At 64.3% G+C, this 23,681-nt stretch carries 19 protein-coding genes and 2 tRNA genes; 7 read left to right on the forward strand and 14 right to left on the reverse strand.

What is annotated here, in order from left to right:
- The first annotated feature begins 15 nt into the window (after window positions 1-15).
- The 3 genes from N6L26_RS03680 to N6L26_RS03690 are packed head-to-tail and all read left to right on the forward strand — an operon-like array spanning window position 16 to window position 4,952.
- Complete coding sequence (locus N6L26_RS03680; protein ID WP_263606696.1) at window positions 16-3,585, forward strand: error-prone DNA polymerase; 3,570 nt, start codon at window positions 16-18, stop codon at window positions 3,583-3,585.
- A 9-nt stretch (window positions 3,586-3,594) separates the two neighbouring features.
- Window positions 3,595-4,230, forward strand: a complete 636-nt coding sequence (locus N6L26_RS03685) for a LysE family translocator (RefSeq protein ID WP_263606697.1) — start codon at window positions 3,595-3,597, stop codon at window positions 4,228-4,230.
- Window positions 4,231-4,235: 5 nt separating this feature from the next.
- Window positions 4,236-4,952, forward strand: coding sequence for an extensin family protein (locus N6L26_RS03690; RefSeq protein WP_263606698.1), 717 nt, complete (start codon window positions 4,236-4,238; stop codon window positions 4,950-4,952).
- A gap of 1 nt (window position 4,953) precedes the next feature.
- On the opposite strand, the gene phoB is transcribed toward N6L26_RS03690, so the two are convergent.
- The 11 genes from phoB to recJ form a co-directional block, all read right to left on the reverse strand.
- The gene (phoB, locus tag N6L26_RS03695) at window positions 4,954-5,640 is read right to left on the reverse strand and encodes a phosphate regulon transcriptional regulator PhoB (protein ID WP_263606699.1); all 687 of its coding nucleotides are present in this window, start codon (window positions 5,638-5,640) and stop codon (window positions 4,954-4,956) included.
- A gap of 67 nt (window positions 5,641-5,707) precedes the next feature.
- On the reverse strand, window positions 5,708-6,379 hold the full coding sequence (phoU, locus tag N6L26_RS03700; RefSeq protein ID WP_253516140.1) for a phosphate signaling complex protein PhoU: 672 nt from the start codon (window positions 6,377-6,379) through the stop codon (window positions 5,708-5,710).
- A gap of 13 nt (window positions 6,380-6,392) precedes the next feature.
- Window positions 6,393-7,139: a phosphate ABC transporter ATP-binding protein PstB gene (gene pstB, locus N6L26_RS03705; RefSeq protein WP_263607245.1), complete on the reverse strand. Its 747-nt coding sequence runs from the start codon at window positions 7,137-7,139 to the stop codon at window positions 6,393-6,395.
- Window positions 7,140-7,177: 38 nt separating this feature from the next.
- Complete coding sequence (gene pstA / locus N6L26_RS03710; RefSeq protein ID WP_263606700.1) at window positions 7,178-8,428, reverse strand: phosphate ABC transporter permease PstA; 1,251 nt, start codon at window positions 8,426-8,428, stop codon at window positions 7,178-7,180.
- Window positions 8,421-9,806, reverse strand: coding sequence for a phosphate ABC transporter permease subunit PstC (gene pstC / locus N6L26_RS03715; protein WP_263606701.1), 1,386 nt, complete (start codon window positions 9,804-9,806; stop codon window positions 8,421-8,423). Before pstC ends, pstA begins: the two co-directional genes overlap by 8 nt.
- 16 nt (window positions 9,807-9,822) lie before the next feature.
- On the reverse strand, window positions 9,823-10,869 hold the full coding sequence (locus N6L26_RS03720) for a substrate-binding domain-containing protein (protein WP_263606702.1): 1,047 nt from the start codon (window positions 10,867-10,869) through the stop codon (window positions 9,823-9,825).
- A 114-nt stretch (window positions 10,870-10,983) separates the two neighbouring features.
- Window positions 10,984-12,294: an OprO/OprP family phosphate-selective porin gene (locus tag N6L26_RS03725; RefSeq protein WP_263606703.1), complete on the reverse strand. Its 1,311-nt coding sequence runs from the start codon at window positions 12,292-12,294 to the stop codon at window positions 10,984-10,986.
- Between the two features lie 131 nt (window positions 12,295-12,425).
- Window positions 12,426-13,613 carry an ATP-binding protein gene (locus N6L26_RS03730; RefSeq protein ID WP_263606704.1) on the reverse strand — a complete coding sequence of 396 codons (1,188 nt, stop codon included), beginning with the start codon at window positions 13,611-13,613 and terminating at the stop codon, window positions 12,426-12,428.
- A 64-nt stretch (window positions 13,614-13,677) separates the two neighbouring features.
- Window positions 13,678-13,752 (reverse strand) — tRNA-Glu (locus tag N6L26_RS03735).
- Between the two features lie 45 nt (window positions 13,753-13,797).
- Window positions 13,798-13,872: transfer RNA gene (locus N6L26_RS03740), tRNA-Glu, on the reverse strand.
- An 84-nt stretch (window positions 13,873-13,956) separates the two neighbouring features.
- Window positions 13,957-15,735, reverse strand: coding sequence for a single-stranded-DNA-specific exonuclease RecJ (gene recJ / locus N6L26_RS03745; protein ID WP_263606705.1), 1,779 nt, complete (start codon window positions 15,733-15,735; stop codon window positions 13,957-13,959).
- 79 nt (window positions 15,736-15,814) lie between these two features.
- Here recJ and N6L26_RS03750 point away from each other — a divergent pair, with 79 nt between their 5' ends.
- The 3 genes from N6L26_RS03750 to N6L26_RS03760 all read left to right on the forward strand — a co-directional run bounded on the left by N6L26_RS03750 (window position 15,815) and on the right by N6L26_RS03760 (window position 17,756).
- Window positions 15,815-16,312 (forward strand): flavodoxin family protein, encoded by a 498-nt coding sequence (locus N6L26_RS03750; protein ID WP_263606706.1) that lies wholly within the window; start codon window positions 15,815-15,817, stop codon window positions 16,310-16,312.
- 96 nt (window positions 16,313-16,408) lie between these two features.
- Complete coding sequence (locus N6L26_RS03755) at window positions 16,409-17,215, forward strand: hypothetical protein (protein ID WP_263606707.1); 807 nt, start codon at window positions 16,409-16,411, stop codon at window positions 17,213-17,215.
- A 7-nt stretch (window positions 17,216-17,222) separates the two neighbouring features.
- Window positions 17,223-17,756: an AHH domain-containing protein gene (locus N6L26_RS03760; RefSeq protein WP_263606708.1), complete on the forward strand. Its 534-nt coding sequence runs from the start codon at window positions 17,223-17,225 to the stop codon at window positions 17,754-17,756.
- On the opposite strand, the gene N6L26_RS03765 is transcribed toward N6L26_RS03760, so the two are convergent.
- Together N6L26_RS03765 and N6L26_RS03770 are read right to left on the reverse strand one after the other, a co-directional pair.
- Complete coding sequence (locus N6L26_RS03765) at window positions 17,753-18,721, reverse strand: NAD(P)H-dependent flavin oxidoreductase (RefSeq protein ID WP_263606709.1); 969 nt, start codon at window positions 18,719-18,721, stop codon at window positions 17,753-17,755. The genes N6L26_RS03760 and N6L26_RS03765 overlap by 4 nt on opposite strands.
- 83 nt (window positions 18,722-18,804) lie before the next feature.
- Window positions 18,805-19,854 carry an amidohydrolase family protein gene (locus N6L26_RS03770; RefSeq protein ID WP_263606710.1) on the reverse strand — a complete coding sequence of 350 codons (1,050 nt, stop codon included), beginning with the start codon at window positions 19,852-19,854 and terminating at the stop codon, window positions 18,805-18,807.
- 100 nt (window positions 19,855-19,954) lie between these two features.
- Between N6L26_RS03770 and N6L26_RS03775 the strand changes: the two genes are divergently transcribed.
- Window positions 19,955-21,901 carry a sensor domain-containing diguanylate cyclase gene (locus tag N6L26_RS03775; protein WP_263606711.1) on the forward strand — a complete coding sequence of 649 codons (1,947 nt, stop codon included), beginning with the start codon at window positions 19,955-19,957 and terminating at the stop codon, window positions 21,899-21,901.
- Here N6L26_RS03775 and leuA read toward each other — a convergent pair.
- The gene (leuA, locus tag N6L26_RS03780; RefSeq protein WP_263606712.1) at window positions 21,898-23,580 is read right to left on the reverse strand and encodes a 2-isopropylmalate synthase; all 1,683 of its coding nucleotides are present in this window, start codon (window positions 23,578-23,580) and stop codon (window positions 21,898-21,900) included. The two genes, N6L26_RS03775 and leuA, sit on opposite strands and share 4 nt — an antisense overlap.
- Between the last annotated feature and the right edge of the window lie 101 nt (window positions 23,581-23,681).

Below are 23,681 nucleotides of genomic sequence, written 5' to 3' on the forward strand. Positions count from 1 at the left end.
CGAGGCTCGCCGGCCATGCCCGAAAACGATCTCCAGATTCCCAAGCGAACGATCGAGCTTGATCCGGCGAGCATCGAGGCGCCGCCGCGCTCTCCCTTTGTCGAGCTCGGTCTTGTCTCCTGCTTCAGTTTCCTGCGCGGCGCGTCGGATGCGGTCGATCTGGTGCTGCAGGCGCGCGCGCTGGGGTATGATGCGCTCGGGATTGCCGATGCCAATACGATGGCGGGTGTGGTGCGTATCCATATCGAGGCAAAAACGCTTAAGTTGAAGCCGCTTATCGGCTGCAGGATAGAATCGGTCGAAGGTCTCACCTTCCTTGCCTATCCCCGCAATCGCGGCGCCTATGGGCGGTTGTGCCGCTTGGTTTCGGCGGGGCGAATGCAGACGCTCGACGGCGAATGGCAGGCCAAGGGGGCGTGCGACATCAGCCTCGCGATGCTGGCCGAGCATGCCGAGGATGTGCAGCTGATCCTGCTTCCGCCGCGCGATCTCGACGCCGAGTTCACGATCGCGGTCGAAAACAATGTTCTCCCCTTCCGTCATCCGGAAGCCCGGGGTGACGGGGAAAGCGTGGCGGTGGCGGGAACGCTGGCGGACATCCTCCCCCATCTCGCGGGCCAGCTTCCCACGCTTCGCCATCTCGCTGCCAGCTTCCTCTATACCGACAGCGATATCGCGCGGATCGAGCGGCTCGATGCGCTGGCGAAGGCGCACGGTCTCTCCATCCTCGCCACCAATGACGTGCATTACGCGACGCCCGACAAGCGCCCGCTGCAGGATGTGATGACTGCGATCCGGCACAAGACCACCGTCGCTGCGGCGGGCCACCTGCTGCATGGCAATGGCGAACGTTACCTCAAGCCGCCCGCCACCATGTGCAAGCTGTTCGAACGCTGGCCGCATGCCATCGCCGCAACGCGCGAAGTGGCCGATGCCTGCACTTTCAGCCTCGACGAGCTGGCGTATGAATATCCCGAGGAGATTTACCCCGACGGGCAGGCGCCGCAGCAATTCCTCGTTGGCGAGACGTGGAAAGGGGCCAGCTGGCGTTATCCCAGCGGTGTCCCCGATAGCGTGCGCCAGACGCTGGAGCGTGAGCTGGCGCTGATCGGCAAGCTCGACCTCGCGCGCTACTTTCTCACCATCAAGGATATCGTCGATTATGCGCGCGGGGTCGATCCGCCGATCTTGTGCCAGGGGCGCGGCAGCGCGGCCAATTCGGCGGTCTGCTATTGTCTCGGCATCACCAGCGTCGATCCGGCCAAGCACGCGCTGTTGTTCGACCGCTTCATTTCCGAAGAGCGCAAGGAGCCGCCCGATATCGACGTCGATTTCGAGCATGAGCGGCGCGAGGAGGTGATCCAGTATATCTATCGCAAATACGGCCGCCACCGCGCGGGCCTGTGCGCTACGGTGATCCACTATCGCCCGCGCATGGCGATCCGCGAGGTGGGCAAGGCGATGGGCCTGACCGAGGATGTCACCGCCGCGCTCGCCAAGACCGTATGGGGTGGATGGGGCCGCGAGATCAGCGAGAAACATGCTGCCGAAACGGGCATGGATGTGCGCGATCCGCACTTGCGCCGGGTTCTCAAGCTGACCGAGCAAATGATTGGTATGCCGCGCCATTTGTCGCAGCATGTCGGCGGGTTCATCCTCACTGAAAGTGCGCTGACCGAAACCGTGCCGATCGGCAATGGCGCGATGCCCGAACGCAGTTTCATCGAATGGGACAAGGACGATATCGAGGCGCTCGGCATCCTCAAGGTCGATGTCCTCGCGCTGGGCATGCTGACTTGCATCCGCAAATGCCTCGACCTGCTCGACGACCATCACAACCGCCCGCTGAACCTCGCCAGCATTCCGCGCGAGGATCCGGAAACCTACGCCATGCTGCGCAAGGGGGATTCGCTCGGCGTGTTCCAGGTCGAAAGCCGCGCGCAGATGAACATGCTGCCGCGGCTGCGCCCGCGCGAATTCTATGATCTGGTCATCCAGGTTGCCATCGTGCGCCCGGGGCCGATCCAGGGCGACATGGTCCACCCCTATCTCAAGCGCCGCCGCGGGGCGGAACAGGTGATCATCCCCGCGCCGGCGCCCGAACATGGCCCGCCTGACGAATTGTCGAGCATCCTCGAACGCACGCTGGGGGTGCCGATCTTCCAGGAACAGGCGATGAAGATCGCGCTCGATGCGGCGCAGTTTTCCTCCAAGGAAGCCAACCGGCTGCGCAAGGCGATGGCGACCTTCCGCAGCCGCGGGATGGTCGATGAATTGCAGGACATGATGGTCGAGCGCATGGTCGAGCGCGGCTATGATCGCGACTTCGCGCAGCGCTGCTTCAACCAGATCCGCGGCTTTGGCGAATACGGCTTTCCCGAAAGCCATGCGGCCAGCTTCGCGCATCTCGTCTATGTCTCGAGCTGGCTCAAATGCCACTTCCCCGCCGCCTTTGGCTGCGCGCTGCTCAATTCTCAGCCAATGGGCTTCTATGCTCCCGCGCAGATTGTACGCGACGCGCGCGAGCATGGCGTCACCGTGCTGCCTGCCGACGTCAATCTGTCGCAATGGGACTGCACGCTGGAAGACATTGGCGGCGAGGCACCCGCGACCGACCGAGAACGGGGGCGGGGCAGGCAGGACAAGACCATCGCGCTCCGCCTCGGCCTGCGGCAGGTGGATGGCTTGCCCGAAGCCGTGGCGGCGCGGCTGATTGCCGAGCGCGAGGAGGGTGGCCACTATGCCGATGTCGCCGCGCTCAAGGACCGCGCGCGGATCGGCCCGGCCCATATCGAGCGATTGGCAAGCGGGGACTGCTTCGGTTCGATGCAGCTTTCGCGCAGGCAGGCGTTGTGGGATGCGCGCAGCATCGTCGGCGGGCCGGACCTGCCGCTGTTTGCCGCTGCTGCGGCGCGCGAGGAGGGGGCCGAGGCCGTGCGTACGCAGCTTCCCGCAATGCCGCTGAGCGAGGAAGTGGTGGCCGATTACCAGACCACGCGGCTCAGCCTGAAGGCGCATCCGATGGCATTCCTGCGCGCCAGCCTCGCCGAGCGCGGTTTCGTACGCGCCAGCGACCTGCGTAACCGCAAGTTCCGCAGCATGGTCCATGTCGCGGGCGTGGTGCTGATCCGCCAGCGACCGGGCAGCGCCAAGGGCGTATGCTTCATCACGCTGGAGGACGAGACCGGGGTCGTTAATCTGGTCGTCTGGCCCGATCTCAAGGAAAAACAACGCCGCGTGGTGATGGGCAGCCGCCTGATGGAGGTGCGCGGCCGCGTCGAATATGACGACGAGGTGATCCATGTGATCGCGCATCACATGGAAGATGCAACGCACCAGCTCTACCGGCTTTCCGACGACATGCTCAATGCCCCGGTCGCCCGTGCCGATCATGTCACCACGCCGCTGCCTGCCAAGTTCAACCCGCGCGACAATCTCAAAGAAGGCGGGGACGATCCCTACCAACCCGTCGAACCATGGGAGGAACCCCCGCCGGGCAATCGCGAATGCGGATGGTTCGGGCCGAATTCGGGCGGGCATCCCCGCAATGCGCGGATCATTCCCCCAAGCCGCGACTTCCACTAGGCGCGCTGCATGATTGATGCCGAAAAGCTCGCCGCCTTCGCGCTGGTGACCGCGACCACCAGCCTGGTGCCAGGGCAATCGATGCTGTTCGTCATGGGACAGGCGGTCTGGCGCGGTGCGCGGTCGGGTTGGGCGGCGCTGCTGGGCATGCAGATCGGCTATCTGATGTGGTGGGTGCTGGTCGCGTTCGGGCTCGGCACGCTGGCGGCAGCCTATCCGCTTGCCTTCCGGGCACTGGCCTTTGCGGGAATTGCCTATCTCGCCTGGCTCGGCATTACGGCGATCCGGCACTCCTTCCACGCGGGGGAGGGACCGGCGCCGACTGCCCGGCCACCCTCGCGTCACGCCTTTCGCGACGGCATCCTCATCGCCATCGGCAATCCAAAGTCGCTGATCTACATGCTCGCGATTATCCCGCCCTTCGTCGATGCCGCATCGCCGATCGGGCCGCAGATCATCCTTCTCGCCATTCTCGCCCTCGTGATCGACCTGCCGGTCGGGGCACTCTACATCGGCGCCGGGCAACGGCTCGCCCTCCTGATGGCACGCGCTGCGACGCGCCGCTGGATCGATCGCGGCATTGGAACGGTTTTCCTCCTGATAGCGGCCATCGTGCTGGCCGAACTGCTGGGGACGAATTTGTGACACGGATGATTTCACGAAAGATCGGACGCTTTGCCGGCGACCGCCGCGTGGCGCTGCTGCTGATCGCGGTGGGACTACTGCTGAGCGGGCGGGTCTGGCTCGCCGAACATCCCGAGCACGATCCCTGGGCGCCGCTCGACCTGCGCGATCCGGTGGGCTGGGCGACCGAGAGCAAGCTGCTCGCGCTGCGAGAGGATGCGTCCGCATGCCGTGCGGTTCTCGAACGCAGCGCCATTGCGCATGACGTGCTTGAACCCGCAGGCGAAGGCGCGTGTCGGCGCGAAGACCGTACGCGGCTCACCGACTATCCGCTCAGTCCCAATACGCCGCCGGTCACCTGTCCTGCGTCGATCGCGCTGCTGTTATGGGAGCGTGACGTCCTCGAGCCCGCTGCGCAGGACATATTTGGTTCGGGAATCGCGCGGATAGAGCATCTTGGCGCCTATTCCTGCCGCCGTCTCTACGGCCGCGATTCGGGGGCGTGGAGCGAGCACGCGACTGCCAACGCCATCGATATCGCGGGCTTCGTCCTCGTCGATGGGACGCGGATCAGCGTGCTGCGGGACTGGGCAGGCGAGGGCGACAAGGCGCGGTTCCTGCGCGCAGTTCGCGATGGCGCCTGCGACGGTTTCGCGACAGTGCTGTCTCCCGATTACAATGCCGCGCATGCGGACCATTTCCATCTCGACATGAGCCCGCGCTGGCGCGGGGTCTGCCGCTAGGTCAGGCTTCGAGCGAATAGCCCGCGCTGCGCACCGTGCGCACGGGGTCCTTGGCCCCTTCGATCTCGATCGCCTTGCGCAGGCGACGGATATGGACATCGACCGTGCGCAGCTCGATCTCGCTCTCCGTGCCCCAGACCCCGTCGAGCAACTGCCCGCGGCTGAACACGCGGCCCGGGCTCTCCATGAAGAATTTGAGCAGGCGGTATTCGGTGGGACCAAGTTGCAGAGTGCGACCGCGGCGCGTCACCTTATGCGCCACCGGGTCGAGCATGATGTCGCCCACCTCGATGCTCTCGCCCGCTAGTGCAGGACGAATCCGGCGCATGACCGCGGCCACGCGCGCGAGCAATTCGCGCGGGGAGAAGGGCTTGGTGAGGTAATCGTCGGCGCCCGTATCGAGGCCGCGCACACGGTCGTCTTCCGCCTCGCGCGCGGTCAGCATTATGATCGGAACGTGAGCGGTTTCCTTGTCGCGGCGCAAGCGGCGACAGACCTCGATCCCGCTGGTCCCCTCGATCATCCAGTCGAGAATGACGAGATCGGGGACATCTTCGGTGGCGAGCAGTAGCGCTTCATCGCCATCGGCGGTCGTGCGGACCTGATAGCCCTCGTTGGAGAAACGGTACTCAAGCAGTTCTGAGAGGGCGGGATCGTCCTCTACCAGGAGCAGTTTGGCGGCGTGCAAATTCTTGCCTTTCCGGGAAAACTCAATCTCGGACACCGCTTTATGACCTTCGCACTACGGTTTTGTGTCAACCGTCCTCGTCGAGAGGATAGTTTCCGGTAGCCGCAAAGTGAACCATTTCGGCCACATTGGTTGCGTGGTCGCCGATACGTTCGAGATTGCGCGCCACGAACAGCATTTGCGCCGCGCTCGAAATGGTCGAGGGGTTCTCGACCATGTGGCTGACGAGGTTGCGGAAGATCGAATTGTAGAAGGCATCGACCTTCTCGTCGGCGGCGATCACTTCGCGCGCCAGTTCGGCATCGCGCGCGGCATAGGCAGTCAGCACATCGTGGACCATTTCGGCGGCCACTTCGGCCATGGCGGGGAGCAGCGTCAGCGGTTCGAACTGCTTGCGATTGCCGCCGATTTCCTTGCTCGCCTTGGCGATGTTCTTCGAATAGTCGCCGATCCGCTCGACCACGCCGGCGATCTTGAGTGCGGCGATCACTTCGCGCAGATCGTCGGCCATTGGCGCGCGCAAGGCGATGATGCGCACGGAGAGCTTGTCGATCTCGCTCTCGAGCGCGTCGATCTTCTTGTCGCCCTTGACGACCTTGTCGGCCAATTCGTCGTCGCCCTTGACGAGCGCCTCGAGCGACTGGGCGATCGCGGCTTCTGCCAGCCCGCCCATTTCGGCGATCAGCCCGCGCAGACGGGTAATGTCCTCGTCGAAGGCCTTAACGGTATGTTCTTGCATCGGATTCATGGTTTTATCCGTAACGCCCCGTGATGTAATCCTGGGTCCGCTGCTCATGCGGGTTGGTGAAAATGTCTGAAGTGCGGCCATACTCTACCATTTTCCCGAGATGGAAAAAGGCGGTACGTTGGCTGACCCGGGCAGCCTGCTGCATGGAGTGCGTGACGATTACGATGGCGTAACGACCGTTGAGCTCGGCAATCAGTTCCTCGATCTTCGCGGTGGCGATCGGATCGAGTGCGGAGCAGGGTTCGTCCATCAGGATGACCTCAGGGTCGACCGCGATGGCGCGCGCGATGCACAGGCGTTGCTGCTGGCCGCCCGACAGCGCGGTGCCGCTATCCAGCAACCGGTCCTTGACCTCTTCCCACAGCCCGGCGCGCTTGAGCGATTTCTCGACGATCGCGTCCAATTCGTCCTTGCCCTCGGCAAGACCGTGGATCTTCGGGCCGTAAGCGATGTTGTCATAGATCGACTTGGGGAAGGGGTTGGGTTTCTGGAACACCATCCCGACGCGGGCGCGCAACTGGACGACATCCATGCCCGAGGAATAGATGTCTTCGCCGTCGAGCTCGATGCACCCTTCGACACGCGCCGAAGGAATGGTGTCGTTCATACGGTTGAGCGTGCGCAGGAAGGTGGATTTGCCACACCCGGACGGACCGATGAAGGCGGTCACATATTCGGTCGGGATGTCGATCGAGACTTCGTCGATCGCCTTTTTGTCGCCGTAGAATACGGAGACGGCGTCGGCGCTCATCTTGGCTTCGGTCTTCTCGAGGTTGTCGTGGACTACGGTCACCAGGTTTTCTCGAATTTGTTACGCAGGTAAATGGCGAGCCCGTTCATCACGAGCAGGAACAGCAATAGCACGATGATCGCCGCGCTGGTGCGTTCCACGAAGCCGCGGTCGATTTCGTCCGACCACAGGAAGATCTGCATCGGCAGCACGGTGGCGGGCGACGTAAACCCATCGGGCGGAGTGGCGACGAAGGCGCGCATGCCGATCATCAGCAGCGGCGCGGTTTCGCCCAGCGCGCGCGCCATGCCGATAATCGTCCCGGTCAGGATGCCGGGCAGGGCGAGCGGCAGGACGTGGTGGAACACGACCTGTACGGGCGATGCGCCGATGGCGAGCGCGCCATCGCGAATGCTCGGCGGGACCGCCTTGATCGCATTGCGCCCTGCGATAACGATGACGGGCATGGTCATCAGCGCGAGCGTCATACCGCCGATCAACGGGGCGGAGCGCAGATTGGGGAACAGGGTCAGGAACACCGCGAGCCCAAGCAGGCCGAAAATGATCGACGGAACCGCCGCAAGATTGTTGATCGACAGTTCGATCAGGTCGGTCCAGCGGTTCTTGGGGGCGTATTCTTCGAGATACAGCGCCGCGAGCACACCGATGGGGAAAGCGAGCAGCAGGGTGACGACCATCGTCAGCAGCGAGCCCTTGAGCGCGCCCCAGATGCCCGCCTGCTGTGGATTGGTGGCATCCGACCGGCCAAGGAAACCCGGATCGAAATTCTTCGCCAGTCGCCCGTCTTCATAGAGACCGGCGGCAAGCGCCTGCATCTCTTGAGAGCCTTCGCCTTCATAACCCGATGCGAGATCGGCCGAGGCGGGCAGCCAGAAGCTTTCGCTGCGCTGGAGCAGCGCGGGGTCGGCAATCACGGCCGCGGCAACATCGCGCCATGCCTGCGCGCCAAGCTCGCTCGCAGCGTCCTCGCCCAGTTGCTCCGCGGCGAAATATTGCACGACATCGCGCAAACCCTGCGCCTCGAGCGAAGCCAGCGCCCCCGACTGCGCCATCGTGTCGGGATTGGCGGCGATGCCGGCCTGGGTGAAGTCGATCGGAACTTCCATCTCGACCCGCTGGAAGCCGCCGATACCGTTGAAGGTCATGGTGCCAAGCAGGAAGACCAGCACTGCAATCGAGAACACGATCGCTCCGAGGCCGAGCGCGCGGAAGCGCTTCTCGGAGGCGTAGCGTTTTTTCAGCCGCGCTTCGAATGCGGGCGTGCGCGTGGGGGCGATGCGCTCACTCATAAGCTTCGCGATACCTTTTGACGACGCGCAGGGCGACGAAGTTCAGACCCAGCGTCACCATGAACAGGACGAAGCCGAGGGCGAAAGCGCTGAGTGTGGCCGGATGGTCGAAACTGCCTTCGCCGGTCAGCATGGCGACGATCTGGACGGTCACCGTAGTCATCGATTCAAGCGGATTGGCGGACAGGTTGGCGGCGGTCGATGCCGCCATTACCACGATCATCGTTTCGCCGATGGCGCGGCTGATCGCCAGCATGACCCCGGCAACGATACCGGGCAGCGCGGCGGGAATCATCACCCGCTTGATGGTTTCGGATCGGGTCGCGCCCATGGCGAGGCTGCCATCGCGCATCGCGCCGGGCACGGCGGCGATTGAATCGTCGGCCATCGAGGACACGAAGGGAATGATCATCACGCCCATGACGAGGCCCGCGGCCAGCGCGCTTTCGCTTGAGGGGTTCGATACCCCCAGGCTCATTGCGAGGTCGCGGATCGCGGGGGCAATCGTTAGCGCCGCGAAATAGCCATAGACCACCGTCGGCACACCCGCGAGGATCTCCAGCGCCGGCTTTACCCAGCGGCGCAGCGACGGGTTGGCATATTGCGTGAGGTAGATCGCGCTCATCAGCCCCAGCGGAATGGCGACGATCATGGCGATGATCGCGCCGATGAACAGCGTGCCCCAGAACAGCGGGACCGCGCCGTAACGGCTGCCATCCGGATTGTCCGGATTGGCCATCGGGTCGGGGCCCCAATGCGTGCCGAAGAGGAAATCGATGGGGGAGACCATGCCGAAGAAACGCACCGTCTCGAACACGAGGCTGGCGAGGATGCCGATGGTCGTCAGGATCGCAACCAGCGAGGCGCCCAGCAGGATCGCCATGACGATGCGTTCGACCTTGCTGCGCGCCGCGAAATCGGGCCGCAGCCGGAGGAAGGCGTACGTGCCGGCAACGAAGGCGATCAGCAGCGCCACGACGATGCCGATCGTGTTGTAGTAGAACAGCGCTTCGCGATAGGGTTCGACGAGGCCGGAAGCCTGCGGATTGAACACTGCCGAGGCAGCCCCGCTTGCGACCGCACGCGCTTCGTTGAGCATGGTCTGGCGCTGGAACCCGAAGACGGGCAGTTCGGCCGCCGCCGGGCTGGCCAGCACCTGCTGGGTTACGAGACCCGGAGCGATTGCGCTCCACAGCGCGATGAATGCAACCATGGGCAGGATGACCCACAGCGCGACATACCACGCGTGATAGATCGGCAGGCTGGGCAAGCGTCCATCCGCACTGTCGCGCCGGAACGCCCACGCGCGGGCACGGGCCGCCAGCCATCCGGCGAGCCCGAGCCCGAGGGCCAGGAGGAGCAAGATAGCTGGCGACATGGGTTGCTTTCAGACCTTACTTGAGCTGCGCGCCGTCGAGCGTGGTGTACTCGGTGGCTGCCTTCAGGTTGGTCGCCATAACGTCCTCAGGCGACGCGACAAGGCCGATCTTGGCCAGTTCCCCGTCCTTGGACCACATCTTGGTCCACTCGAGCAGGTATTCCCGCAGGCCCGGGATCGCATCGAGATGCGCCTTCTTCGCGTAGACATAGAGCGGACGCGCACCGGGGTAGTCGAAATTGGCGATGTTCTCGTAGGTCGGCGCGACGCCGTTCATGTCGAGCCCCTGCACCTTGTCGGCATTTTCCTCGAGATAGCTGTAGCCGAAGATGCCGACGGCGTTGGGATTGCCCTCGATCTTCTGGACGATGAGATTGTCCTGCTCGCCCTGATCGACATAGGCGCCGTCGGAGCGCACTTCGGTACACAGCTGCGCATGGCGATCCTTGTCGCTGTCCTTCAGCGCTTTCATTTCGGCATTGGTGTCGCAGCCAGCTTCGAGCACCAGTTCCTTGAGCGCATCGCGCGTGCCCGACGTGCTCGGCGGGCCGTAAACGAGAATGGGCTGGTCGGGGAGCGAGGGATCGACATCCGACCAGGTCTGGTTGGTCTGTTCGCCGCCATAGGGCGAAGCGGCGATCGCTTCATAGACCTGCTTGGGGGTCAGGCTCATGGTGATCCCGCCCTTGGCCGACGCGAAGGCAATCCCGTCGAGCCCGACCTGGATTTCGATGATGTCGGTCACGCCATTGGCCTGGCAGTCGGCGAATTCGCCAGCCTTCATGCGGCGCGAAGCATGCGTCATGTCGGGGGTGTCCGCTCCGAGGCCCGCGCAAAACAGCTTCATCCCGCCGCCAGTTCCGGTCGATTCGATGATCGGCGAGCGGAAATCGGGCTGCGCGCGCACGAAGGCTTCGGATACGGCCTTGGCGAAGGGGAACACCGTCGAGGAGCCAACCGCGCGGATCGAATCGCGCGATCCGCCGTCGCCTCCATTGGCGCCGCAAGCGGTGAGTGCGACAGCCGATGCTGCGGCGAAGATGATGGATTTGGTCTTGCTCATGGATAGCCCCTTGTATGTCTAGCTAGCGGCGCAAAAGCGCCCCAATGTTACATGGTTGCGACAATATTTTGACCAGTGGTCCGCAGAGCGGAAATAAACCCGTTTCCCGCCCGGTCAGAAATCGATTTGCGCACGTACTCCGAAAGCATCGACGCCATAGGAAGTGTCACCATTTGCAGCGGGCAGGGTGGCGTCTTCGTACTGCAGGCGGCCGTAATTGACCAATAGCGCGGTATAGTCGGTCGGTTTCCAGATCAGCGAGGCGAGATAGCCCGCCTGGCGTCCACCAAGGATCCCGGCGTCATTGAGGTCGAGATGATCGTAGCGAAGCGTAAACTGGAGCGATCCGAAGCCGCCTTCGCCAACCGCGCGCTGCGGTTTGGTGCGATCGAACTTGCCGTTTTTATATCCGCGCGAATCGTCGGTCAGGAACACACCCGCCTCGGCATAGCCGCCAAAGAAGGTCGGATCGCTTGCCAGTGCGGGCATATCGACCGTCTGCCAGTATCCTTCGGCTGCCACGTGGAAGCGCCCGGCGATCGCGGCAGCTTCGAGCCCGAGGCCGGTTTCGCTGGTGGCCGCCATGCTGCCGGTGTCGATGAAGCGCTGCGAAGTGAAGTGAACCAGCGGGCGCTGGCGGTAGCGCAGCTGCGCAGCGGGATCATCGAGGTCGTTGTAATGCACCGACCCGGCGAAATGCAGCTGCGCATCACCGGTCTTCGGCATGAAGACGAGCCGCGCGTCGGCCCCGCGGTTCTTGCTGTCGGTATCCTCGATATTGTCGGTAAAGACGCCCGCCTGGGCGAGGAAATCGCCGCGCGCGTAAGTGATCGAGGCACCGAGGCGGCGCTCGAAACCGAATGCATCGGTAAAGGCAGCGCGTTCGATGAAGGTCGTGTGGAGGCTGCTGGTCAGCTCCTCGAGCGACTGGAAGGTGTTGTGCTGGCCAATGCTTACTTCGAGCGGGCCATCTTCGTAGGAAAGGATGGCGTCGGCGACGGATATTTCATTGCCCGCAAAATCGACTTCGAACTTGTAGCCGAAACCGCCCGGCATATCGCCCGAAGCGCCCAGCCGCGCGCGGCGCACTTCATTGCCGAAACCGTCGGCAGCGCCGGTCGAAGCAGGGGCCGAGGTAAAGCCGGCATCGAACATCAGCCGACCGCGGGGCTTGAAGCTCCAGCCGTCCGACTTGCCCAGTGCGGCCACCGGAGCGTCTGCTGCCGCTTGAGCGGGCGCTGCGACTGCCGGGGCAGCGCGGGTCGCTTCCAGTTCGTTTTCGAGCTGGTCGATGCGGGCATTCATCGCTGCAAGCTGCAAGCGCAACGCCGCCAGTTCTTCGGCAGCGTTCTGCGCAAGCAGCGGGGTTGGCATGGCGCAGCCCAGCGCAAGGGTAACCAGACAAAGGCGTGTGCGGGTGGGCATCAATCGATTCTCTTGTAAAGAGGATTACGGATCGACGACGCCACTATGACCACGATGTTTCAGATATATGACATCCGGCGTGCGCCGCCCATCCACCGTACAGCTGCCGAGCCGGCCACCACGTCCCGCGATCAGCTTTCCTTGTCCTCTTTCTCCAGCGGCAGGATGACTGTCACGCGGGTGCCTTCGCCCAGCGTGCTTTCGATATCGAGTCGCCCGCGATGGCGTTCGACGATATGTTTGACGATCGCCAGGCCGAGACCTGTCCCGCCCGAGGCGCGGCTGCGTCCGGGATCGGTGCGGTAGAACCGCCGGGTCAGATGCGGGATGTGTTCGGGCGCGATCCCGTCGCCACGATCGGTTACGGTCAGCCGCAGCCGGTTCTGGCCCTTGGGATGCAGCCGGACGGTAACGGGCTGGCCCGGCTTCCCGTATTTGAACGCATTGTCGACCAGATTGCGGACCAGCTGTTCGAGCTGCTGCTGGTCGCCCCGGATAATGAATTCGCCCGCCGATTCGAAATCGAGCAAATCGCTGCGATCGCCGCTGGCCGCGTCATGCGCGGCGCGTTCGGCAAGCTTGGAGAATTCCAGAGTGCGATCGGGCAGATCGTGCTTTTCCGCCTCGATCCGCGAGAGCGACATGAGGTCGCTGACGAGGTCCTGCAGCCGCTTCCCCTCGCGCTGGATGATAGCGAGGAACTTGTCGGCCATTTTCGGATCGAGATTGTCGACATCCTCGCGCAGCGTTTCGACATAACCGATGATCGCGGCCAGCGGCGTGCGCAGCTCATGGCTGGCATTGGCAACGAAATCGGTGTGCGCGCGGGCGATGTCGGCTTCGGCGGTCTTGTTGACGAATTCGATCACCGCCAGCTCGCCCGGCAGCGTCTTGCGGTTGATCCGCCAGATATCGGTCCGTCGGTTGAGGCCGCGCACCACCGCGCCGCCTTCGGCATTGCGCGCCAACAGGCGGATCGCTTCGGGCTGGCGCAGCGCCATGCGGACATCCTGCCCGACGATATGCCCGCCCAGCAGTTTGCGCGCGGATAGATTGGCAATGATCACCCGGTCGCGTTCGGTGATGACCACGGGAGTTTCCGAATGCTCGAACAGATCGGCCATGTTGTCGCGGGTGAAGGATGGTCCAGCGGGGGCCAGCTTGACCTCGGGCGGGCGCGCAGCGACGAGATAGAGCGAGCCGATCCACACGATGAAGATCAGACCGGCATAGACAAGACTGGTACCGAGCGTTGCGAGGATGATGCAGGCGAGCAGCGCCAGCACGAATCCGGACCAGGGAAAACTACGCTCGCTCATTGCTTCGCGGCTTAGCGGGGCGCGGTTCGCCGCGCCACCTGCTTTTCCCGATGATGTGGTGAGATGGTGACCCGTACGGGAATCGAACCCGTGTTTCAGCCGTGAAAGGGCCGCGTCCTAACCGCTAGACGAACGGGCCACAGATGTGGCGCTTGCAAGGAATTGCAGATGCAACACCCCACCGTGGTGACCCGTACGGGAATCGAACCCGTGTTTCAGCCGTGAAAGGGCCGCGTCCTAACCGCTAGACGAACGGGCCACGCCCGCATGGCGGGTCGGTGGCGTGGCGGGCCAATTAGGCGTGGGGGTGCGGGTCGTCAACCCTCCAATGCACGCATTTCGGTCAATCGGCCCAGGCGGCGTCCTCGAGGTGCAGTTCGGCCTGCGGACGGCTACCCCAATCGTCGATCTTCACCCGGCCTGCCAGCCACAGCCGGCGCCCGCGCGAACCGTGCAGCAACGCCTGGCCCATGTCGCTGTCGGCAGCGCGGAAAGCGATGCCCTTGAAGCTCTTGCCGTCGTCACCTGCGGCGATCAGACGCACGTGATCGGTGCCCACGATATCGCATTTGACGAGACGCACCGGTCCCACCGCCACGCGCGGTCCGGGCCAGCCCACGCCGTAGGGGCCGGCCTCGTCGAGCGAATTGACCAGTTCGGAGGTCAGCCCGCCCGGCGACACTGCAAGGTCGAGCGCCATCTCGCGACTGGCGGAGGCGCGTGCAACCTGACCTTCCAGCGTGCGATCAAGCCATTCGGCAAGCGCATCGACCTTGTCGGCGCTCACCGTCAGACCGGCAGCCATCGCATGGCCCCCACCGGCCACCAGCAGCCCTTCGTCACGCGCGCGGATGATCGCCGCACCCAGGTCGACGCCGGAAATCGAGCGGCCCGAGCCCTTGCCGGTCTCGCCATCGAGCGCGATGACCAGCGCGGGCTTGCCGGTCTTTTCCTTGATCCGCCCGGCAACGATCCCGATCACACCCGGGTGCCAGCCTTCGCCCGCAACCAGATGGACCGCGCGGTTATGCTGGGCAGCCAGCTGCTGTTCGGCCGCTTCCTGGACCTCGGCCTCGATCAGACGGCGTTCTTCGTTGAGCGCGGAAAGCTGCGCGGCGATGGTCCGCGCCTCTTCGGGGTCTCGGGTGGTCAGCAGGCGGACGCCAAGCGTCGATTCACCGACGCGTCCGCCGGCATTGATCCGCGGCCCCAGCGCGAAGCCCAGGTCCGAACAAGCGGGCGAGCGTTTCAATCGACTCGCATCGATCAGCGCCGCCATGCCGATATTGTCGCGCCGCGCCATGACCTTGAGCCCTTGCGCAACGAAAGCGCGGTTGAGCCCGTGCAGCGCCGCGACATCGGCAACCGTTCCCAGCGCGACCACATCGAGCAGCGCGAGCAGGTCGGGTTCCTTGCGATCGGCGAAGAAACCGCGCTGGCGCAGCGTACGGACCAGCGCGATCGCCAGCAGGAACGCGACGCCGACTGCGGCGAGATGGCCATGCGAAGCGGCCTCGTCCTCCTCGTCGAGCCGGTTGGGATTGACCAGCGCGACCGTCTGCGGAAGATCGGGGCTGCATTTGTGGTGGTCGACCACGATCACGTCGATCCCCGCTGCATGCGCCATACCCAGCGCTTCATGCGCCATCGCGCCGCAATCGACCGTGACGATTAGGCTGGAGCCCGCCTGGCCCAGCTTGACCAGCGCTTCGCCCGAGGGGCCATAGCCTTCGAGCAGGCGGTCGGGGATGTAATAGCCCGCCTCGACGCCCAATTCGCGCAAGAGGCGGATCAGCAGCGCGGAACTGGTCGCGCCATCGACGTCGTAATCGCCATAGATGGTGATCGTCTCACCCGCGATGACCGCTTGCGCAATCCGGTCGGCAGCAACGTCCATATCGCGAAACAGCGACGGATCGGGCAGGAAATTGCGCAGGGTGGGTTGGCGGTGCCGTTCGATATCTGCGGCTTCCACGCCGCGCGACAGCAGCAGCTGGCGGACGATATCGTCGCCCAGTGTCGGCTTGGCGCCAAGCTCCATATTGCCGCCGCGCCAGCGCCATGCGCGGCCGGTGAGCGACGACGATACGCCGAAAACGTGTGAAAGGGCCTGTGATGCCATAGCCCGGCAATAGCCCCTGCTTGTGGGCAGCGGAAGTTCCGGTGATTGACAATCGACAGGCGCGGGTGATGCTCCGGTTATGACCACCGGCCCCCTCCTCATCATCTGGCACAGCCGCACCGGCACCAGCGAGCAATTGGCCGCAGCTGCATTCAAAGGGGCGGGCGAGGAGGCGGGCGAGGGCAGCCGGCTGCTGCGGGCCTGCGACACCACGCCGGACGATCTGCTCGCCGCGGGGGGCTATCTGTTCTGTTGCCCGGAGAATCTCGCCAGCATGAGCGGCGAGATGAAGGAGATGTTCGACCGCTGCTATTATCCCGTCCTTGGGCGCATCGAGGGGCGCCCTTATGCCACGGTGATCGCGGCGGGGTCGGATGGAGAGGGCGCGCAGCGGCAGCTCGACCGGATCGCAAAAGGCTGGCGGCTGAAGCGCGTTACCGATCCGTGGATCGTCATGACCGACGCGCAGGAGCCCGAGGAGATCCTCGCTCCGAAAACCGTGAGCGACAGCGAGCGTGCGCGCGCGGCCGAACTCGGCGCGGCCCTGGCGGAGGGTATCGCGCAGGGCATCTTCTAGAACTCGCACCACATCCGAGCAGTCGGGCTGCGAAGACTCGACGGAGTATCCGATAGCCGCCAAGACCACCCTGCGGGCAGAAGGGCGGCGATTTCAGTGACAGTGGATGCGCAAAGCGGCGAACAGGGCGGGGGCACCCGGCCCGGCCTGCTGCTGATGTTCGACCGTGGCCAGCGGCCCGACCGCGCGGCTGTGGCCGCAGCGCTGGCGACGATTCCGCGCGCCGTGGTCAGCCATGATCCCGCACAGACCGATACGGCCCATCATGTCGCCGATCCGCAGCAGCGGGCCACGGCGGGGGAGCACTGGCTCGAGCTTCTCGCGGACGGGCTGACATTCGACCTGTTGGGACTCTCCCCCGGTCCAGCATTGGCTGCACCCGAGGTCGCCTACCGGTACAATTGCGAGATCGACTGCCTGCTCGACAGCGAGGCGATTGCGCTCTTTCCCGGTCCGCATATCGCGCAAGGCGCGCATACCTTGCCGATCATCCGCACGCTGCTCGGCCTTGGAGCAGCGCTGACCGACGCGCTCGAGGGCGTACAAACGGTTTGCTGGCCGGTGGCGCGCACCGCCATTGCACCGCGGTTCTTCGCGCGAACGGTCGATGCTTGGCGCGCCGGGGGACCGTTTCCCGCGCTCGGAATGCTCGGGTTCGACTTCGACGAACTGGGTGGGTTGCACAGCGAAGGCCTGCGGTTCTTCATCGGCTGTGAACTCGCGATCGATCCTGCGGTATGTCGTGATCGGCTCGCCGCCACGCGTCTGGCAGTCCGCATCGTCCAGGAATTGGTTGGCTACCAGCTACCCGACGGGCCTCAGGAGTTTCCAGCCGAGGGCGGGGAAATATTCACGCTTGAACCCGATCTGCCGGTGGGGCTCGTCAGGGTCCGGCCAGCCTAGGCGCGATGTGGGCGAGGGCGCGCGATACACTTCCTCGCATACGCGCCATCGCCTGCCGTTCTGCGCGGTCAACCGGCGGGGGTCGCCGCAGCACGATCCGGCGCTCCAACGGCATCACCTGCTGCCCTGCCAGTTGCTCGGGAAAGAGTGCTTCGCTCCGCTGATCGAGACGCTGGGCAAGGACCGGATCGGGTTCGACGGCTTCCGCCGCAACGGCCTGCTACTGCCTGCGCGCGAGGAGGCGGTGCGGCGACTTGCGCTGCCGCTGCATCGCGGGCCGCATCGCGATTACAACGCGATGGTCATTGAGCGTGTCGGGCGGATCGAGCGGCGCTGGTCGCGTCAGGCACTGGCCGATCCGCGGGGCGCAGCGGATACCGCACTGATGCGATTCTCGTTGCTCCAGCGCGCACTGCGTCGGCGCCTGCTCGATGAACGCCAGCCGCTGCGGCTCAACCGCAGGGACCCGATAGGCAAGGGATTGGATTTCGCCGACCTCGACGCGATGGCCGAGACCCTGTGGGGCGCGACCGCGCCCTAGGCAGTCGCGCGCGCCAGAGCTTCTTTCGCTGCGGTATATTCGCGTTCGAGCCGCGCCACGGTGTCCTCGACCGGTGCGCTGGCGGTGACCGTACCGATGCCCTGGCCCGAGCCCCACACATCCTTCCACGCCTTGGCCTTGGTGTTGCCGCCGCTGCCGAAGTTCATCTTGGTCGGGTCGCTCACCGGTAGATCGTCGGGGTCGAGCCCGGCGCTCTCGATGCTCGAGCGCAGGTAATTGCCATGCACCCCGGTGAACAGGTTGGTGTAGACGATGCCATCGGCGCCGCCTTCGACAATGGCTTCCTTATAGCCTTCGTCGGCATTGGCCTCGGTGGTCGCGATCCATGGCGAGCCGATATAGGCGAAGTCGGCCCCCAGAGCCTGTGCGGCGAGGATCGAGCGGCCATGCGCGATCGAACCCGAAAGCGCGACGAGCCCGTCGAACCATTCGCGGATCTCCTGCATCAGCGCGAAGGGGCTGAGCACGCCGGCATGTCCGCCGGCACCCGCCGCCACGGGGATCAGGCCCGTCGCGCCCTTTTCGATCGCCTTGTGCGCGAAGCGGTTGTTGATCACGTCATGCATGGTGATTCCGCCCCAGCCGCTGACCGCGTTGAACACTTCCTCGCGCGCACCGAGCGAGGTGATGACCATCGGCACCTGCCATTTGGCGCAGGTCTGCATGTCGGCATCCAGCCGGTCGTTGGATTTGTGGACGATCTGGTTGACCGCATAGGGCGCAGCCGGGCGATCGGGATTGTCGCGATTATGCGCCGCCAGCTCCTCGGTGATCTGGTGCAGCCATTCGTCGACCTGGCTTTGCGGGCGCGCATTCAGCGCGGGGAAGCTGCCGACAATGCCCGCCTTGCATTGCGCGATGACCAGTTCCGGCCCGGAGACGATGAACAGCGGCGATCCGATAACGGGGATGCGCAGTTTGTCGAAGGGGGCAGGCAGGGTCATGGCAGGCGGGCTCCTCGCTGGTGTCGTGAGACGTGGGCGTATGGCGCGTTCCCGCGCTTGTCGAGGGTGACGTTACGTCAACGTCAAGTGGTCGGAAGGACGTGCTCGATATCGTAGATGCGCGCTGCAGTGCCGGCGAACAGCGCGTGCTTCTCTGCCGCGCTATGCCCCGTGGCCAACCGCTTGAACGTGTTCCACAGCACCGGATAGCTCGCGCCCCAGCGGTCGACAGGATAGTTCGATTCGAACATCGCCCGGTCCGCGCCGAAGGCTTCGATGCAGGTCTCGATATAGGGCCGCCACAGTCCCGCGAGATGCTCCGAACCGTGCCCCTTGTCCGGGCCGGTATCGGGGAGGCCGCAGAACGCCATCGCCAGTCCCCCCAGCTTGACTGCTACATTGGGGCATTCGGCAATCGCCTGGATCGACCGGCGCCAGCCGTCGAACCGCTCGTGCAAGGTGCCGTGATAGCAGGCGATATTGAGCGGCGTGCCGCAATGGTCGAGCACGATCTGTTGGTCGGGAAAGGCCTTGGCGAGCGCGAGGACATCGCCGAGCTGCGGTTCCAGCAGCCAGGCATCGAAGGTCAGCCCGTATTCGGAATAGGCCGCCATCCCGGCGCGAAAGGCATCCGAGGCGTAGAGCCCCTCGGGGGCATGGAACGGCGGACCGAGCACAGCGGGATCGGCGTCCCACGCGGCGCTGTGACGGATCCCTTTGAAGCGGCCGTTGCCCGCTGGAACCAGAGCCTCGACCACTGGTTTGACCGCATCGCCCAATGTAAGATCGGCATGACCGACAATCGCCGCGCAGGGGCGGTAATCGCCATAAAGACCGCTTGCCCCCTGCGCCGCCACGCCATTGACGAACTCGACCTCGCCAACGGGTTTCATCGCCTCGTCGCGCCCGGCATCGTAGAAGGCGCCGCATTCCATGAACACGGTGCCCACGACATTGTGGCCCGAATGCGTGTCTGCGTGCAACGCGTCGAAGGTGTAATAGGCCGCCCCCGCGATCGCCTCGATGAAATCGTGCCGCGGTTCGGGAAAGGCGGGCACCAGCGCGCGCAGGTCCCACAGATGGTGGTGCGGATCGATGATCGGCAGCTCGGGTTCGAGGATCTCTTCGGTCATCGGCGGCTCTCTCCCCTTCGCTGCCGTTTAGGTATCGTTCGGCACCCGTTCCGAGGCCTGCGACGATGGAACACACGGACCGCGGTCATGACAAGCAAAATTGCCGTGCGCCGCACCAGTTGCAGCGCGCGGATGGCCGCGGCAGGATGGTACGGGCGTTTCCGGACGCAATCCTTTCCAACCGTTAACCTTACCGGGCTATCGCTGCCGTATGGGACGAGCAGTATCTCCGACGCACCCGGTGTGGCAGATCGCTCTTTACGGCGCGATTTTCTTCGTCGTGACCTCTTCCACGATCTTCTGGACGCGGTTTGCCGGCGGGCTGGCGCTGGTCTGGCCCGGCACTGCGATTGCAGCAGTGCTGTTCCTCTCTCTTCCAAATTCACGCCACCTCTTGGCGGCAACGGTGCTGGTCGTGCTGAGCACGCTGGCGACAAGCCTGTTCGGCTTCGGGCAGAAATGGGCTTTCCCGCTCGGGCTGATCAATATTTTCGAGGCCTGGTTCATCGCACGGCTGCTGCTGCACTTCCGGCCACAGCGCGATTATCTGGACCGGGAAAGCGGTATCGTCTGGCTGGGCCTGCTTGCGGGACTGGTCGGGCCACTCCCGTCATCGGTGGTGGGCGGAATCGTCGTATCGCAGATTGTCGGCGGCGAATGGCAGGACCATGCGTTCTCGTGGGCGGTTTCGCACGGCCTTGGGACCCTGCTGGTCATGCCGCTAGTGTTGTTGTTGGGGTCCGCGAGCCGCTCCGGACCGCGGGTGTTGGTGGAGAGGCGGGCGCGGACGGCGTCATTCGTCGGAATGGTGGTGCTGACGATCGCCATTTCGCTGGTCGCCTTCCTCCAATCGACATTGCCTTTGCTATTCCTGCCGATCGTCCCGCTGGTGCTCGCCAGCTTCCGGTTCGGGCGGCTCGGAGCATCCGTCGCGGTGCTGATCATCTCGATGACCGCCGCCGGATCGCTCGGGATGGACGCGGGCATCCTTGCCGAATTGGCCATGCCATTGTGGCAGAAGGCACTGTTCCTGCAATTCTACCTCGCAGGGTTGCTGCTGATCTCTTTCCCGCTTGCGGTGGCACTCAACCAGCGTGAACGGGTCATGCAGGAACTGGTCGATCGCGAAGCGATGCTGCGGCTCATCGCGGACCATTCGGACGATGCGCTGCTGCAACTCGACCGGCATGGGACGATCCGCTTCGCATCGCCGTCGTCGCAGCGCCTGAGCGGTCTCAATGAGGTTATGGATCTGCATCTGGCGGTGTTTTTCAGCGATACCGATCAAGAGATCGTGTCCGCTGCGCTTGCCGCTGCCGCTCGGCATCCGGGCCGGACGGAGATTTTCGAGCGGTCCGTCGTGCGCGGCGGCCAGACCTTCTGGCTTGAAGCGAAGCTGCGTGCGGTCGAATCTTCCACGCAACAACCCTCGGCATTCGTCGTCACCATTCGCGACGTAACAGAGCGTAAGCTGGAGGAGCTTCAGGCCTCGCTGGAAGCCCGAACCGATGCGCTGACCGGATTGCCCAATCGCAGGGCCTTCCTCGATGTCCTCGACGGCCATCTCGAGAGCGCCCACGAACATCCCTTCGCGCTCGCCCTGATCGATCTCGACCACTTCAAGCGCGTCAATGACACCTATGGCCATACAGTGGGCGATGCGGCGCTGAAGCAGGTCGCGGAGATCATGCGCGATGCTGCCACCGGAGACTGCTTCTTCGCCCGGGTGGGCGGGGAAGAGTTCGGGATGATTGCGACCGGCCCGGCATTGGAGACCGTATCAGAGGTCTGCGAACGCCTGCGGCTCGCGATCCAGCGTCATGTCATGACCGATGGCGACGGCGGCACCTTCTCGATCACCGCCAGCGTCGGCATCGCCCGGATCACGGAGCGATGCAGTTCGACCATAGCCCTCCAGGCAGCCGACGGGCCGCTTTATTCGGCCAAGGCCTCGGGACGCAATTGCCTCCGCCACGCGCAGGACATTGACCGTTTCGGATCCCGCAAAGAGCCGGTCAGGAAATTACCGCTGACCGTGGTCAGCTAGGCGTCTTCGACCGCTGAATTCGCGGCACTCAGGACTGCCCTGACGCTGGCGGTCGCCACGTCTTCGTCGATCCCGCAACCCCAAACCGTCAGACCCGAGGCATCGCGGCATTCGAGATAGGCGGCAGCGCGGCTGTCGCGTCCGGTGGTCAGCGCGTGCTCGGTATAGTCGACCACTTCCAGTTGCAGACCGAAGGCATCCTCGATCGTCGTCAGTACCGAGGAAATCAGGCCGTTGCCCCGGCCGGAGACCGTCTGTTCCTGCCCCGCAACCGCGATCGTCCCCGTGAACAGCCGCGTACCGTCGGTCCCGCGGCGTTCCTCGTAATCGACCAACTGGAAGTGCTTGTCACTTGTCTGGACGTGATAGGCGGCCTTGAACGCGTCCCAGATGTCGGCAGCATTGAGTTCGCGACCCACCCGATCGGCCATGCGCTGGACGTGGGGGCCGAAATCGGCCTGCATCTTCTTGGGCAGCTTGAGACCCTGGTCCTGTTCGAGCACCCAGGCGAAGCCGCCCTTGCCGGACTGCGAATTGACCCGGATCACCGCTTCGTAGCTGCGTCCGAGATCGGCGGGATCGATCGGCAAGTAGGGCACGCGCCAATGCGGGTCGTTCTGCGTTTCAAGCGCGCCGAACCCCTTGCGGATCGCGTCTTGGTGGCTGCCCGAAAAGGCCGTGTAGACCAGTTCGCCGCCGTAGGGATGGCGCTGGTGGACGGGCAGTTCGTTGCAATATTCGACTGTCTCGATCACGCGGTCGATATCGGAGAAGTCGAGCCCCGGATCGACGCCCTGTGTGTACATGTTGAGCGCCATCGTCACGAGGCAGCAATTGCCCGTGCGCTCGCCATTGCCGAACAGGCAGCCTTCGACGCGGTCGGCGCCTGCCATCAGCGCCAGTTCGGCCGCCGCCACGCCCGTACCGCGATCGTTATGCGTGTGCAGGCTGATCACCGCGCTGTCGCGATTGGGCAGGTTGCGGATGAAATACTCGACCTGGTCGGCGTAGATGTTGGGCGTCGCTGCCTCGACCGTAGCGGGCAGGTTGAGGATGATCGGATGGTCTGGCGTCGGAGCGAGCACATCCATCACCGCGGTGCAGACCTCGAGACTGAAATCGAGTTCGGCGGTGGAGAAGGTTTCCGGGCTGTACTGGAAATGCCAGTCGGTATCGGGCTGCTTGCCCGCTTCGTCGCGCATGATCTTGGCGCCAAGGACCGCGATGTCGCGGACCTGGTCCTTGGTCATGCCGAAGACCACTTCACGCCACGCCGGGCTGACTGCATTGTAGAGATGGACGATTGCCTGCTTCGCGCCGGTCAGGCTGGCGAAGCTGGTGCGGATCAAATCCTCGCGGCTTTGTGTCAGGACCTGCACGAACACATCGTCGGGAATACGGTCCGATTGCACGAGGCCGGAGATAAAATCGAATTCGGTCGCGCCCGCGCTGGGGAAACCGACCTCGATCTCGCGCACCCCGATCTCGACCAGCAGGTCGAAGAAGCGGTTCTTCTTATGCGCATCCATCGGATCGACGATCGCCTGGTTGCCATCGCGCAGATCGGTGCTGAGCCAGCGCGGCGGCGCGGTGACGGTGCGCGTCGGCCACTGCCGGTCGGCGAGCGGGACCTGCGGAAAGGGCGAATATTTGCTGCTCGGGTCGCGGAGCATGGGCATGGGATTTACTCGGCTGTAGCGTAACTGTCTGGGTGAAATTCGGTCCCTTGGGCGCTCAGCGTACCCGGGGAAGCACGCCAGCTATCACGCCCAAGGGCGGG

The sequence above is a fragment of the Qipengyuania sp. SS22 genome (assembly GCF_025736935.1).
Lineage (GTDB): Bacteria > Pseudomonadota > Alphaproteobacteria > Sphingomonadales > Sphingomonadaceae > Qipengyuania.